The 13,788-nt window shown below is 56.4% G+C and carries 13 protein-coding genes; 7 read left to right on the top strand and 6 right to left on the bottom strand.

The genetic code is table 11. The features are described 5' to 3' along the window. Positions 1–10: 10 nt before the first annotated feature. Entirely contained in the window at positions 11–940 is a 930-nt protein-coding gene (locus E1J53_RS01335; RefSeq protein WP_134270177.1) for a 1-aminocyclopropane-1-carboxylate deaminase/D-cysteine desulfhydrase, read from the bottom strand. Between the two features lie 10 nt (positions 941–950). Beyond that, a complete protein-coding gene (locus tag E1J53_RS01330) occupies positions 951–1,175 on the bottom strand; it encodes a heavy-metal-associated domain-containing protein (protein WP_134270176.1) in 225 nt (74 codons plus the stop codon). Between the two features lie 116 nt (positions 1,176–1,291). On the opposite strand from E1J53_RS01330, the gene E1J53_RS01325 reads away from it, so the two are divergent. After that, positions 1,292–1,798: a GreA/GreB family elongation factor gene (locus E1J53_RS01325; protein WP_134270175.1), complete on the top strand. Its 507-nt coding sequence runs from the start codon at positions 1,292–1,294 to the stop codon at positions 1,796–1,798. Position 1,799: 1 nt separating this feature from the next. Here the strand turns inward: E1J53_RS01325 and E1J53_RS01320 are convergent, their stop codons facing one another. Continuing rightward, positions 1,800–2,732: a phosphotransferase family protein gene (locus E1J53_RS01320; protein WP_134270174.1), complete on the bottom strand. Its 933-nt coding sequence runs from the start codon at positions 2,730–2,732 to the stop codon at positions 1,800–1,802. Between the two features lie 363 nt (positions 2,733–3,095). Between E1J53_RS01320 and E1J53_RS01315 the strand changes: the two genes are divergently transcribed. From E1J53_RS01315 to E1J53_RS01300, 4 genes are all read left to right on the top strand, one after another. Next, complete coding sequence (locus E1J53_RS01315; protein WP_134270173.1) at positions 3,096–3,926, top strand: hypothetical protein; 831 nt, start codon at positions 3,096–3,098, stop codon at positions 3,924–3,926. 65 nt (positions 3,927–3,991) lie between these two features. Continuing rightward, positions 3,992–5,425, top strand: coding sequence for a pyruvate kinase (gene pyk, locus E1J53_RS01310; RefSeq protein WP_134270172.1), 1,434 nt, complete (start codon positions 3,992–3,994; stop codon positions 5,423–5,425). An 86-nt stretch (positions 5,426–5,511) separates the two neighbouring features. Then, positions 5,512–7,074 (top strand): lipopolysaccharide assembly protein LapB, encoded by a 1,563-nt coding sequence (locus E1J53_RS01305; protein WP_173021323.1) that lies wholly within the window; start codon positions 5,512–5,514, stop codon positions 7,072–7,074. A gap of 61 nt (positions 7,075–7,135) precedes the next feature. After that, positions 7,136–7,906 carry a DUF4292 domain-containing protein gene (locus tag E1J53_RS01300; RefSeq protein ID WP_134270170.1) on the top strand — a complete coding sequence of 257 codons (771 nt, stop codon included), beginning with the start codon at positions 7,136–7,138 and terminating at the stop codon, positions 7,904–7,906. On the opposite strand, the gene E1J53_RS01295 is transcribed toward E1J53_RS01300, so the two are convergent. Continuing rightward, positions 7,903–9,189: a cystathionine gamma-synthase family protein gene (locus E1J53_RS01295; protein ID WP_134270169.1), complete on the bottom strand. Its 1,287-nt coding sequence runs from the start codon at positions 9,187–9,189 to the stop codon at positions 7,903–7,905. The genes E1J53_RS01300 and E1J53_RS01295 overlap by 4 nt on opposite strands. A gap of 294 nt (positions 9,190–9,483) precedes the next feature. On the opposite strand from E1J53_RS01295, the gene E1J53_RS01290 reads away from it, so the two are divergent. After that, positions 9,484–9,954: an Lrp/AsnC family transcriptional regulator gene (locus E1J53_RS01290; protein ID WP_216649989.1), complete on the top strand. Its 471-nt coding sequence runs from the start codon at positions 9,484–9,486 to the stop codon at positions 9,952–9,954. An 86-nt stretch (positions 9,955–10,040) separates the two neighbouring features. Here the strand turns inward: E1J53_RS01290 and E1J53_RS01285 are convergent, their stop codons facing one another. Together E1J53_RS01285 and E1J53_RS01280 are read right to left on the bottom strand one after the other, a co-directional pair. Further along, positions 10,041–11,387, bottom strand: coding sequence for an HlyD family secretion protein (locus tag E1J53_RS01285; protein WP_134270168.1), 1,347 nt, complete (start codon positions 11,385–11,387; stop codon positions 10,041–10,043). Between the two features lie 195 nt (positions 11,388–11,582). Next, complete coding sequence (locus tag E1J53_RS01280; protein WP_134270167.1) at positions 11,583–12,935, bottom strand: TolC family protein; 1,353 nt, start codon at positions 12,933–12,935, stop codon at positions 11,583–11,585. A 266-nt stretch (positions 12,936–13,201) separates the two neighbouring features. Between E1J53_RS01280 and E1J53_RS01275 the strand changes: the two genes are divergently transcribed. Then, entirely contained in the window at positions 13,202–13,756 is a 555-nt protein-coding gene (locus tag E1J53_RS01275; RefSeq protein WP_134270166.1) for an NADAR family protein, read from the top strand. Positions 13,757–13,788: the final 32 nt, after the last annotated feature.

Here is a 13,788-nt window from a genome sequence, read left to right as displayed (position 1 = left end):
TCCGCTTGGTTCAGTAAATCCCTCCGGTGTGTAGTACCACGATGGTACTCCCCGGAGGGTAGCATCCCTGGCGAATTCGGGTCAGCACCCCCGAGAACAGCTTGGCCGTGTAAATCGCTTCCAGCGGGGGAAGACCCGGTTCGCTGATGTCCGCCCGGGTAGCGAATCCCGCCGAGGGGATTCGCCATTCCTGCGGGAAGCGACCGTAGCCCCCAAAATGGTGGTCGTGGATGCAGGTCCACGAAGCCTTCGGAGGCGAGGGTAAGCGGGAATTGATCTCCTCCCGCATCCAACTGCCCTTAAGGGCCGGGAATATTTCAATCCGGGTTTTAGCTTCGGCGGCAAGGATTACACCGGCGGCCGTGCCGCCGGTTCCCGCACTCAGGGCCACGTAGTCGGGTGCGTCCCCCAGCGCTTCCGTTATTTCTCCAACGATGGCGCTCACCGATTCGATGGCCTGCGGACTGGTTCCCCCTTCCGGAATGATCCAAATTTCTTCCGGCGCGAGGTCGTACCGCTGCGCCAGCCGCAGGACTTGCCTACTACGCCAGTTCTCGTCGCGGTGCTGCCGATATTCCGCGCGGGAAATTCTTTCCAGGGTAGCTCCGTCGGCCACCGCCCGATCGAGGACGGGATTATCGACTTCCTCTCCCCGAATGAAGAGGTGGACCGGAAGATGGTAGCGTTTTCCGGCCGTAGCCAGTGCGGAAGCGTGGTTACTGTAGGCACCGCCGAAGCTGACCAACAGTGGCGGCCGGCGGGCCGCAAGGGCCCGGCGCAGCACCGGAGCCAGTTTTCGCACCTTATTCCCCTGCAGGGCAGTCCCCGGAGCGGGGCTCAGCAGATCGTCCCGTTTGCAAAACAGTTGAATACCGGCTTCCCCGGCGGCGGGGTGATAGAGTCGTTCCAGCGGACTGCTCAGCTCAGCAAATGGCATCATGTGCCAGGGGCTATTCTGCGGGAGTGGGCAGGGGCTCAATGTCGAAGCCAGCTTCCTCCACCATCGCTACGATATCGGCCTCGGACGCCTCCCCCTCTACGGTAAGCACCTTGCGGGGATCATCAACGTCTACCCGCCAGATGGTTACACCCTTGACTTCGTCCAGGAAGGGAGTGACGGAACGGACACAGCTGCCGCAGTTGATGTTGGTTTGAAATGTCTTGATTTGGGGCATACCAGTGTTTGCTTGTATGATGGGAAAACGCGCCAAAGTGAAAATTGGTCGAAAGATCCCTGAGGTCCGCCAACCAAGCGGGTTACTTCTCCTGTTCTATGACAAATCCATCACCCATGTCACGAGGTTTCGTTAAAGAATCTGATCAGGAAGAACTTCCCATAATTCCTCCCCGTGCTCCCCTGCCGGAGGGAACCGTGAATTACGTGACGCCAAATGGCCTGGCCCAGCTGGAGGCCGAACGCACGCAACTCGAAGCGGACAAAGCAGCGGTGCCGACGGACAACGAGGAAGAACACCGCCGTGCCGTAACGGTACTGGACGGAAAGCTCGCCCTCCTCCTCAAGCGCATTCAGAGTGCCCGGGTCATCGACCCGGCCGAGCAGCCCAGCAACGAAGTTCGCTTTGGGGCCCGGGTTACGGTAAGCCAACCGGGCAGCGGCCGCCGGCAGGAATTTCAGATTGTTGGGGTGGACGAAGCGAACGTCAAGGAGAAAAAAATTGCCTTTACCGCGCCGATTGCGCGGGCCATTACGGGGCTATGGGTCGGGGAAACGGCTGAATTCAGGCTCGGCAAGGAGCTCCGGCAGATTACGGTCCATTCCCTGTCGTATGACGTCTAGCTCAGGGTTTTTCCGCCCACGCCAGTGCCCGGCTCAGTGCCGTTACGTAGCGGCTAATCGGCACCGTGGCCTGATGATCGAAGGCCCACCGATAGGTGTCGAGGGTCTTTAGCAAATGGATTTGCTTGATATCGGGCAAGATTTTAAGCAACTGCCGCTCACTCATCCCCAGGCCCTTACGGAACGCCGTGAATGCCAGGGGAGGTACCTCCGCCAGCCCGGGAGCGAGTAATCTGGCCAGGTCCACGTGGGGGTAAACGTGTAATTCCGCCATTCCCCAATCCAGCAAATACGTTCGGTGATAGTGTTGGATAAAGTTACGGCCGTGCAGGTCACCGTGTACCAGGCCGATGGTGACTTCCATTTTTGCGACGCCCTCCAGCAACCGGCGAAGTTGATCATACTGAGTCATGGTCATATGCCCTTGATCCAGCAGGGAGTCATGGCGGGTGGATAAGGCTCCGAGATTGTAGGTCAAATACCGCGACCAGCGGTCGGAGAATTGTCCGGTAGCGAAATTTTCAAGCTGGTCCCCAAATCCCCTGGCGGGAACCCGAGTAAACCTGGCCACGTATTTCCCGCAGTTATACCAGGACAACAACTGCGCGCCTGGAGGTAATTTACTGACGTTTACGCCCCGGATGTCTTCCTGAATCTGGTAGACGTAGTCATTCTCGGATCCGGAATGAATTATGTTCGGGCAAGGAATCCCGACCGCCCGGACAGCCTCCACGCACCAGGCTTCCTTGGCGTATTCCTGGGCTTTTGTCCCCTCGTTCATGCGAAGAATGTACGCCCCCCGGTGGGTCATCACCCGCACAACCTGGTTGACCGATCCGACGCCAACGATCGGATCAATGGCGCTCACCTCCTCGCCAAGCCTGGCCAGAAAAAGCTCTTTTGCGGTATCTTCTAACTCCTGAAAAGAAAACATGACGGGAATAGTATGTCCCGACAACAAGCGGAAAAGGTCAAAAGAGCCAAAAAAGACGAAATTCTCCGGTAAATACCACCTGATTTCAGGGCCCTGGTTCGAGAAAAAAGCCCTGGACTGGATGTATCGGACGGCAGAGTAGATTGGTCAACCCCCATTTTACGCAGCGGATGAACTTTTGCCACTGCCTCAGAAAATGATGTAGCCGATGAGAAAATAGGACATTCCTTCATTCAATCCTTCGATCCTTCAATCCTTCCGTTCGGATGAACTTTTGCGACTGCGTCAGCAAAAGATGCAGCCGATGAGAAAATAGGACATTCCTCCTGGAAACAATATTATCCGCGTACGCATTTCCCCTGCATGAAAATCCGCTTCGTCCCCCAGGAAGAAATCGACATTCAGCTTTACGACAGTTGCGTCCACTACGCGACGAACGGCAGCATCTTTGGCTACCACTGGTTTCTGAACAATACGGCCAGGGAATGGGACCTGCTGGTGGAGGGTGACAATTACGTCAGTGCCATGCCACTTCCCCGCACCAAAAGCTGGTGGGGGCGTAACCGACTGACCCAACCCCGTCTGATTCCTGAACTTGGGGTGTACAGCGTCAAACCCCTCAGTCCCAAGCGGATTCAGGCCTTCTGGGACGCCGTGCCCGATCATTTCCGCAGCGGCAAGCTTACCGTTGAGCCAGCTTCGGTTCCGTCCAAAGACACCCGGTTTGACGTGGAGGCAGCAAGCGGATCGGCCCTCTTCCTCAACCAGGCCTACGAGAAAATCACGGAAGACTTTCCGGTCAGTTACGCCACGGAACTGGCCAAGGCGCAGCTGGCCAACTTACGGCCAGCCCAACGATTCAAGCCAGAGCATCTGGCAAATTTCTGGCTGGAGCAACACGGAAAAACCGCCGATAACGAATGGACCTATCACGCCATGCAGCGGCTGATGTATCAGGTCCTTCACCGGGGCTGGGGCGGCACCCGCGCCGTGGAATCCGCCGAGGGAGAGATGCTGGCCATGTCCTTTGTGGTCTATTCCCACAGTAGAATTTTTCCGCTCTTTACCGTGCAGAGTGCGGCGGGGAAAGCGGTCGGTGCGCTAACCTACTTGTGGGAAAACCTGCTGCAGGGCCACGCTAACCAGCCCCTGAAAATTAAACGGGAAGATATTCTGGGAACATTTATGATGTGATAATCCCCCAATATTCCCCTACATTTGCGGTATTATTGTAGAAATTACACTATCCCCCGCAAGTTATGAAAGTTACCGATCATCAGAATACGAAAATTGTTGCTACCGTTGGCCCCGCATGTAGCTCCCTTGATGGTTTGAGGTCCCTCATTGAGGCGGGGGTAGACGTGTTCCGCCTGAACTTCAGCCACGGTAGCCACGAAGTGCACGGCGGCGTGATTGAACGGATCGTTCAGCTCAACAAGGAACTCAATACGCACGTCAGCATCCTGGCGGACTTGCAGGGCCCCAAACTCCGGGTCGGTAAGATGGAGGGTGACGGACTCCCCGTAGAAGAAGGGCAGGTCATTACCTTCACCAATACCGAGTGCATCGGCAACGCCGAGCGCATTTACATGAGTTACCCGCAGTTCGCCCAGGACGTTAGCGTGGGAGAGCGCGTGCTGGTAGATGATGGCACCCTGGTGTTTGAGGTGATCGAAACCAACGGCGTAGACACCGTGAAGCTGAAGACGCTTTTTGGGGGAGTGCTTAAGTCCAACAAGGGCGTAAACCTTCCCAACACCAAGATCAGTCTTCCCAGCCTGACGGAAAAGGACCTCAATGATCTGGAATACATCCTGACGCAGCCCGTCAACTGGATCGCCCTGAGCTTCGTTCGTCACCACAAAGACTGCAAGGATTTGCGGGCGCGCATCGAAGCCGCCGGGCACCCCGCCAAAATCATTTCCAAGATCGAGAAACCCGAAGCGGTTCAGAACATCGATAAAATCATCAAGCACTCTAATGCCATTATGGTAGCACGGGGTGACCTGGGTATTGAAATTCCGATGGAGCAGCTCCCCATCGTGCAGAAAGAGATCATTCGGAAGTGTATCCAGCGGGCCCGTCCCGTGATTGTAGCCACCCAGATGATGGACTCCATGATTACCAATCCGGGTCCCACCCGCGCGGAGGTAACGGACGTGGCTAACGCCGTACTTGACGGTACGGACGCCGTGATGCTGAGTGGAGAAACTTCCGTGGGCCGGCACCCGGCGCTGGTGGTCAAGGCCATGAACGCCATCATCCACGAAGCGGAAAAAATCTACGAGATTGGGATGAAGCGCCCCAAGGCCAACCCCAAAAGTGGAACCTTTATCGGTGACGTGGTTTGTTCTGCCGCCGCCTGGGCCGCTCAGAACGTCGGTGCCCGGGGCATCATCGGGATGACGCAGTCGGGCTACACCGCCTTTAAACTCTCCAGCTTCCGGCCCAAAGCGAAGATTTACATTTTTAGCGACCTCCATCATATGCTGGCGACCCTGAACCTATGTTGGGGCGTCCGTTGCTATCATTACGACAACTACACCAGCACGGATAAAACCGTCGAGGACGTAACGGAAATCCTGAAGCAGGCCGGTCGGGTAGAGCCCGGAGACTTGCTCGTCAACACGGGGTCAATGCCCCTCGAAAAACGGTTGCGCACCAACATGATGAAGGTGACGGTGGTGGATTAAGCCCCGGAAGCGGCAGTTTTTCCCCGCGAGACACAACGCCAGCCAGCCCGATGCGTTTAGTTAGGGTGATCACTAATTCTCCTCCCATGCGGCAGGCGCTTACGCTTTTGTTTCTACTTCTACTCGTTGGGCTACAGGCTCAACCCGGCTCAGTATCTGAATCCAGCGTGAAGGCTGAGTCCAACTTCATTGAAGCCAAACGGGAAGCCATGCTCGGGCGGACCGACAAAGCCATTGAATTATTCAAGGTGATCGTTGATCTGGAGCCCGACAACGACCCGGCCCGATTTGAATTGGGTCGCTTACTGTACGCCGCCGGAGAAACCAGCGACGCCATCGACCAACTTAAGGAGGCCTTCGCCCAGCGTCCTAACGAGATTTATGCCGCTTTTTTGGCCGAACTCTACCAGGCCAGTGGAAGAAATAGGGAGGGCGCCGACCTGTACACCCAACTGATCAAGGATCACCCCCAAAAGGAAGAATACTACCTGGGAAAGGCGTCTTTTCTCGTCCGGGATCAGGACATCAAGGGAGCAATCGCGGTGTACAACGAACTGGAAAAGCGCATCGGTGTCAACGTTGAGCTCGCCCGCCGGAAACACTCCCTTTACCTGGGCCAGGGTGACGTAAAAAAGGCCGAAAAGGAACTACTTACCTTAATTGACACTTACCCGAAGGCCATTAACTACCGGCACCTCCTGGCCGGGTTCTACCAGAGCCAGAAGGAAGAACAGAAGGCCCGGAAAACCTACCGGGACATCCTGGAGCTCCAGCCCGCAGACGTCAAAGCCCAGCTAGCGCTCCAGGAGTTTGACTCCGGAAAGACCGGTGGTGACGATGATGCACAATTGATCGCCCTGCTGGGAAGAAGCGACGTTGACATTGACCTGAAAATTGGCAAGCTGCTGCCACTGGTGCAGCAGGTTGCTTCCGGAGGGCGTACGCCCGAAATCGGACGACGCGCACTCCGTCTGGCCGCCGAACTCCGTCGGGTGCACCCCGACGACGCCAAGGCCGCAGCCATTGAGGGAGATCTTCTCTTTCATACCGGCCAGCTCAGCAAAGCCGCCGAAACCTACCGCCAAACCCTCGAACTGGACGATACCGTATATCCCGTATGGGAGCAGTTACTGGTGACCCTTTACCTCGACAATCAGATCGTTGCCCTGCGGGATTACGCCGAGGAGGCGCTTGATGTTTATCCTAACCGGCCGGCCATCTACCTCTACTACGCGCTCGGCGAAGCCCTACGGGCGGATTTTGGGGAAGCGCTTGACCTGCTGGACCAGGCCAGTCTGATGCTGAGCGGCAAACCCCGTCAACTGGAAGTACTGCAGGAAGTGGTGAAGACCCTGGAGGGGCTTGACGACCCGACGAAAAGCCAAAGCGTGAACCCCGCCCTGCTTCCCGGCGGCCCCAAAGGCCCGATTGCCTTCGTCTGGCAGCAGGCTAATGCCGGCGGGGAACTCGGTAGCCTGCAAGCCTACGATTCTGACCAGAATACCAACGCCCTCTTCCTCGAATTTCTCGGCGATGCCCTTAAGGCCAGTGGAAACAAGGTAGACGCCGCCACGATTTATCAGCGGGCCAAGTCTGCCGGCAGCAAATCTGGCGCCCTTAGCCAGAAATTATCCTCCGTTAAAAGCTAAGAGCTTGTTTGGAATTTAATAATCGGCCAAAATCCAAACAAACTCAAACCCCTTCCTTACGATGAACGCGATCACCATTCGTACCGTATTCCTACTGCTCGGTGGCTTACTCCTGACCGCTTCCGCCTGCAACAAAAAAATGCGGGGAGAGGACGGTCGTGACGGCCTGACGAAAACCAACCGGGTATCGCGGGTACTCGACGCCCTGGACGACAACCGCTTCGATACGGAATGGCTCGATGCGCGGGCCAGAATCAAGGTCGAAAGCCCGAAACTCAATATTGGCGGCACCGCCTACATCCGTCTGGAAAAGGACAAGGCCATCTGGATGAGCGTGAAGAAGTTTGGCATCGAAGGTGCTCGCGCCCTGATCCGCCCCGACTCCTTTTTCGTCATCAATCGCCTACAGGGGGAATATACCGCCGAGCCCCTCAGCTACATTGAGGAAAAATACAAGGTTCCGGCCCGCTTTGATCTCCTGCAGGAGATCGTTCTGGGTAATCCCGTATTCTTCTTCCGCGATCTGGAAATGACCACCGAAGGGGAAAACTACCAGCTCTCTGGCCGCGACCGTCGCTACGCCACCAACTACGTAATCGACGGCCGGGGCATGCGGCTCACGGACATGAAACTGGAAGAGTTGGCCCAGAACCGGAAGCTTTCCATATCGAACGGAAATTATCTCCGCATCGAGGGCCTGGACCAACCCGACTTCCCGCATCAGCGGTCCGTGGTGATCGAATCCGAGGCGACCGGCCGGGCCAAAATGGACATGGAGTTCACCAAGCTTTCCTTCTCCGGCCCCCTGAACATGCCCTTTAATAAGCGTTAGCCCAGAACGGCCCGTTTCTCCACTGGCGAGTCGGTGGAGACGGCCATGAAGGCGGCCTCCAGGTCCGCCCGCAGGTCTTCGTGGTGCTCCACGCCCACCGACAATCGAATCAGCTTATCGGTGATCCCCATCCGGGCACGTTCCTCGGGGCAAACGCCCACGTGGGTCATGGTGGCCGGGTGCTGCACCAGGCTTTCCGTGCTGCCGAGGCTGACGGCCAACTTGACCAGTTTCAGGGCGTTGAGGAAGCGAAAGGCTTCGGCTTCTCCTCCTCGGATATCGAAGGAAATCATAGCTCCCGGTCCGGAGTACTGCCGCCGGAAGAGCTGACCTTCCGCCGAACTGGCGGAAAGATGTCCCAGATAGTAGACGCGTTCCACCAGGGGATGACCGGTGAGGTAATCGGCCAGGTGGCGGGCATTTTCCTGTTGGCGTTCCATGCGCACCTTCAGGGTTTCCAGGCTGCGCAGTAACAACCAGCAGGTGTGGGGGCTGGCCATATTCCCCAGGAAGGTTCGCAGTACGCGAACGGCCGCCAGGCTTTCCCGGTCGCCCAGTACCGCCCCGGCGATCAGGTCGCTGTGGCCGCCAATGTACTTGGTTGCGGAGTACAGCACCAGGTCGGCACCGTGCTCGAGCGGGCTGCACCAGAGGGGCCCCATGTACGTATTGTCTACCGCCAGGCGGACCCGTTGGTCCGCACGGGAAAACCGATCGGCGATCCCGCGCATCATCCGCAGGTCAATGAGGGAGTTGGTGGGATTGGCGGGAGTTTCCACGTAGACGAGGCGCAGGCGATCCGCCCGTCCGCTCTCCAGGATGCGCCCCTCAATGGTTTCGGCATCGTCTTCCGGGCCAAACCCAACGGCCATGATGTCCATCTCCCGCAGGACGTGATTGACGAAGTGGTCGGTGCCACCGTAGGTCGGACGGCTGTACAGCAGGAGGTCTCCCGGGCGGAGGAAGCACAGCATCACCGTGCTGATGGCCGACATGCCGCTCTCAAATACGGCGCAGGCCTCCGCCTGGTCCCAGAGGCACAAGCGATCTTCCAGGATCTCCAGGTTCGGGTTGTTGATGCGGCTGTAAATCAGGCCCGACTCTTCCTGCTGTCCCCGCTCCCGCAGTCCGTAGGCCAGTTCGAAGTAGGCCTTGCCCGCCTCCGCTGATTCGAATACGAAGGTAGACGTCTGGAAGATGGGCGGTTTGATGGCTCCCTCCGATAATTCGGGACGGTAGGCGTGGGTCATCATCAGGCTCTCGGGACGGAAATTATTTGGCATGGCGGCACGATATTTTGGTTGGCAAATTTGACGGGGGCGATGACCGCAGGTGCCGTGAAGTGCCGTATCCGTGAATACCCGGAAAGCCGGCACCCCGCTAGGACACCCTGCACCTGCGTCCTCGCCCAACACTTCCCTTTCTACCGAAAAAGAAATATTACGGCAAAATTATCTCCATACCCTATATTTATCTACCCTAAGCCCTATACCAAGGAACAAGTCCCGAAATCGTCGCTTATTCCGGAAATTTTACACCACACCAGTGCCCATTCATTGATAAAAGGAATTTTTCCCGTGCTGAAACTTGACGCAACCGACCACCGCCTCCTGACCATGCTTCAGGAAAACGCCAAAATGGGTGTAAAGGCCATGGCCAGACGGCTGAACATGAGTAAAACGCCCGTATACGAACGGATAAAGCGCTACGAGCGTGAGGGCATCATTGACCGATACGTGGCGATCATCAACCGGCGGAAGCTGACCACCTCCATGGTGGTTTTCTGTTCGGTGAGTCTGGACAGCCAGAAACTGGCAGAGATTACGGCCTTTAGTGACGCCGTCCGGGGCATTCCCGAAGTGTTGGAGTGCTATCTGATGGGCGGGGCGAACGATTTTTTGCTTAAGGTGGTTGTAGCCGACCTGCAGGCCTACCATGAGTTCTCCTCGGGCAAACTGGCCGCCCTACCAAACGTGGCCCAGATCAAAAGCACCTTTGTCCTGAACGAGGTTAAACGGTCCACCGTTTTCCCACTGGGGGAGCCCTAAAAAAAGTCCTCCCGAAGACAGCAACAGCCGCTTCGGGAGGACACAATAATAACTACCGAATAGTAACCAGGGTGGCCGGGGCCACACTAGTTATTTTCTCCTTTATAGATTTCGTCCTTTTCCCGGACGAGTACTTGCATGCCCTGTTTGAGCTGGCGGCTGAGGGCCGTGTAGGGTCCCGCCACCACTTTATCCCCCACGGACAAACCGGAGGTGATTTCGATGACGTCGGCGTCCTGCAGGCCGGTTTCTACCTGCACCTGGTTAACGGTATCTCCCTGCACGACGAATACGACTTCCAGCAGTTCCGCGGCGCCGATGGCCTCATCGTCGGTCTCTTCTTCCCGGGTGGTTACCGCCTCAATGGGAACGCTTACCACGTTTTCGGACAGCTCGGTAAGGATATCCACGCCGGCCGACATACCGGGCCGGAAGGGAAACTTGTTCCCGGCCGCCACCAGGTCGGCGTAGCTATCGGGATCGATGCTGATACGGACCTCGAAGTTGGTGACCTGATCGCTGTTCAGGACGTTGTCGGCCAGTCCGGCCGTAGTACTGGAGTTGGCAATCTGGGTTACCGTACCGGTAAAGGTCCGGTTGAGGTAGGCGTCCACCTCCACCTCGGCCTTATCGCCGATCTGCACGGAGGGTACGTCGTTTTCGCTGACCTCTACCCGGACTTCCATGGCGTTCAGGTTAGCGATCCGCATCATCTCCGTACCCGACATCTGAATGGTACCCACGACGCGTTCCCCTTCCTCTACGTTGAGCAGGGAGATGACGCCGCCCATCGGGGCGTAAATCGTGGCGCGCTTCAAGCTGGTCCGCAACTCGCTGAGGGTGGCCTGGGCCGATTCCACTCCGTATTCGGCAGAACGGGCGCTTTCTTCGGCGGCCTTGATGTTACTTTCTGCGGCGGACAGATTGGCCTCCAGCTGACGGACGGTGGCCCGGCTGTTCTGCAGGTCCTGCTCGCTCACGACTCCGTCGGCGGCCAGGGTCTGGTTACGCTCGTAGATTTCCCGGGCGTTGACCAGCTGGGCTTCGATTTGCTTCTTCTGGGCTTCCAGGCTGTTGGCCTGGGCCCGGGCGTTCGCCAATTGGGCCTTAGAGCTGTTCACCTGAGCAACCCCACGGGCAACCTGGCTCTGGAATACGTCGGGGTCGATCTTGGCCAACAGCTGATTCGGGACGACGCTGTCGCCCTCCTCAACGTAGAGTTCAACAATCTCTCCGGACACATCCGAACTGATTTTCACCTCGGTCTGGGGGAAGATTTTTCCGCTCGCGGTCACGATCTCCTGAATGGACCGCTCCCGGACTTCCGAGGTGAATACTTTTGTTCCGGATTCCTGACGGCCACCCATGACTACGGCCGCAATCAGTGCGACAACCAGGAGGCCAAGAATAAGGAATAGAATCTTACGGGACATTTGAATGAATTTTTAAACTGGAGTTCCGGTCGGCATCACTGTCTCTGGAACTGAATGGGTGGATGGTCGTGTGACGTTTGACGTTTGATGTTTGACGTGCGATGTTTGATTTGAGGGGATGAGTAATTAGGGGAAGACATCGTATCGGACAAAACTCCCGCCTCTCTACATCAAATTTCAAACATCAAGTCAGGATTAATCGAGGGAAAGTCCCCGACCGAGATAAAACTGAATCACCTGACGGTTAAAGATCAACTGGTACTTGCTGCGGGTGTATTCCGTACGGGCCTGATCCAGCCGGTTCGTGGCCGTGACCAGGTCGAGGCTGTTAGAGGCACCGGCCTTATAGCTTTTTTGTGCGTTTTCGTAGGCGGCCTGCGCTGCGTCCAGGCTAATTTCGGCCGCGCGGAAATTTTGGCGGGCGGCGCGCAGGTCGGTCAATGCCAGCTGCACCTCGTTCACCAGGTTATTTTCGGCCTGCTCTACGTCCAGATCGGCGTTCACCATTTGCAGCTTTGCCCGCTGCACGTTGATTTTGTTACGATTTTGACTATAAATTGGTATTTGTAACGCCAGTCCAGCAGACTGTCCAAAGTTCTGATCTAATTGATCAAAATACCCCAATCGAGGAAAGCCAGGAGCGGTAAAGTCCCTTGCGATGGAAGAGTAGTTTGTACTTACGCTTCCAAAAAGGGATAAAGAAGGACGCATCCCTGCCTTAGCGAGCTCTTCTCCTACTCCGACAGATTCCCGGCGCATCTCGGCGGCGGCAATCGTTGGTTGAATCTGTCGGGCGGAGAAGAGCACTTCCTCCGCATCGTATTCTTGGAAGAGTTGGGCCTCGGTGGGCTCCAGTTGGGGAGTAGCCACGTCAAATTCTTCCGTAGGATCCAGCAACAACTGAAGTTGAAGCCCGAGCAGCGCCATGGTTACCTGGTTCTCCAGTTCTACGACCGTGCGCTGGTTGGCTGCCACCTGGGCTTCCAGGTCAAAGCGCTCGGCGGGAGGTAAAGCTCCGGCATTGATCAGCCGGTTCGTGTTGTTGAGCTGTTCGGTGGTTAGTTCGAGTTGGGCCCGTGCGTTGGCCAGTTGTTCCCGGACCAGTACTACCGTTAGATAGCTGTTGGCCACCTGCAGCGCCACGTTATTGCCCGTCACCTTGGCGTCCAGATTGGCGGCACCGGCATCCAGCTCCGCCTGACGGATGCTGTTCTTGATGAATCCACCATTATAAAGCGTAATGTTGGCGTTAAGTTGGTAGCCCTGAAAACCAATGTTTTGCTGTTCAAACTCGTTAGTGGTGGGGTCAATCGTGCGGCCAAACTGCCCCCCGACGTTCGTGGAAGCACTCAGGGTAGGTAAGCGGTTGTTCAGGCTCTGCTGCACCTGAAGCTTGGAAATGTCGGCCAGAGTATTCAGCTGGCGCACCTGGATGTTGTTGCTCAGCGCGTGTTCTACCGCCCGCTCCAGCGTCCAGACGTTACCGTCCTGAGCAATCGCTCCGAAGGACACGGTAAGGAAAAACAGGATAAAGTAAGATTTTCGCATGGGTGTACTTTAACTACGGTGGGCAAAGCTACCATACGTATAGGAAGCCAGAAATTTAATCTATGAACAGTCGGGCTTTTCAGATGAACGCAGAGATTCATCGACGGAATGCACCGGAAAGTGGGTCAATCGGCGCTCCCAAATAGCGAGAAATTCTGGAGTAATTATTAATTTGCTTAAATATTAAGCTAAGTTTGCAACTTCCCGGAAACTCTCAATCATTGACCACCCGTATTTTCTTACTCCACTCCTAAAAAACACCTAAGATGAAATACTCCAATGAATGGCTACTCCAACATCTCGCCAGTGGCCGAGACTTTAGCTATCTTTTCTTTTGGGGACACCGTCCCCTGGCCAGCGGAAAGATTGGACGCTCCTGCCTGAGCCAGTGGTTCGCTTCGGGATTTACCCACGCAGGCATCCACTACCCTACGGCGGAACACTGGATGATGGCGGGCAAGGCCCGCCACTTCAACGACGAGGAAATACTGGCAAAAGTTCTCCAGACCAATGACCCGATGCAGGCAAAAAAGCTGGGAAGGAAGGTGAGCAACTTTAGTGTGGAAAGCTGGCGGGAAGTCATGACGGACCTCGTCGCGGAGGGCAGCTACCATAAGTTTGTCCAAAATCCACGATTACGCGATTTCCTTCTCGCTACGGGAGAAAAAGTTTTGGTGGAAGCCAGCCCGTACGATCAGGTCTGGGGTATTGGCATGGGCGCCCAGGACCAACGGGCAAATCACCCGGAACAATGGCAAGGGACCAACTGGCTGGGCTGGTGCCTGATGGAAGCCCGTGACCGCATTCGTCAGCAGCGGTAGGAACTTAGCTGGACTTTAGCGGTTGGCCAACC

The organism is Lewinella sp. W8 (genome assembly GCF_004375085.3).
Taxonomy (GTDB): domain Bacteria; phylum Bacteroidota; class Bacteroidia; order Chitinophagales; family Saprospiraceae; genus Neolewinella.
This window is presented reverse-complemented; position numbering and strand designations above follow the sequence as displayed.

Coding starts and splice junctions, on each gene's coding strand:
- E1J53_RS01335 (WP_134270177.1), bottom strand. CDS start 940: ATGATGCCATTTGCTGAGCTGAGCAGTCCGCTGGAACGACTCTATCAC.
- E1J53_RS01330 (WP_134270176.1), bottom strand. CDS start 1,175: ATGCCCCAAATCAAGACATTTCAAACCAACATCAACTGCGGCAGCTGT.
- E1J53_RS01325 (WP_134270175.1), top strand. CDS start 1,292: ATGTCACGAGGTTTCGTTAAAGAATCTGATCAGGAAGAACTTCCCATA.
- E1J53_RS01320 (WP_134270174.1), bottom strand. CDS start 2,732: ATGTTTTCTTTTCAGGAGTTAGAAGATACCGCAAAAGAGCTTTTTCTG.
- E1J53_RS01315 (WP_134270173.1), top strand. CDS start 3,096: ATGAAAATCCGCTTCGTCCCCCAGGAAGAAATCGACATTCAGCTTTAC.
- pyk (WP_134270172.1), top strand. CDS start 3,992: ATGAAAGTTACCGATCATCAGAATACGAAAATTGTTGCTACCGTTGGC.
- E1J53_RS01305 (WP_173021323.1), top strand. CDS start 5,512: ATGCGGCAGGCGCTTACGCTTTTGTTTCTACTTCTACTCGTTGGGCTA.
- E1J53_RS01300 (WP_134270170.1), top strand. CDS start 7,136: ATGAACGCGATCACCATTCGTACCGTATTCCTACTGCTCGGTGGCTTA.
- E1J53_RS01295 (WP_134270169.1), bottom strand. CDS start 9,189: ATGCCAAATAATTTCCGTCCCGAGAGCCTGATGATGACCCACGCCTAC.
- E1J53_RS01285 (WP_134270168.1), bottom strand. CDS start 11,387: ATGTCCCGTAAGATTCTATTCCTTATTCTTGGCCTCCTGGTTGTCGCA.
- E1J53_RS01280 (WP_134270167.1), bottom strand. CDS start 12,935: ATGCGAAAATCTTACTTTATCCTGTTTTTCCTTACCGTGTCCTTCGGA.
- E1J53_RS01275 (WP_134270166.1), top strand. CDS start 13,202: ATGAAATACTCCAATGAATGGCTACTCCAACATCTCGCCAGTGGCCGA.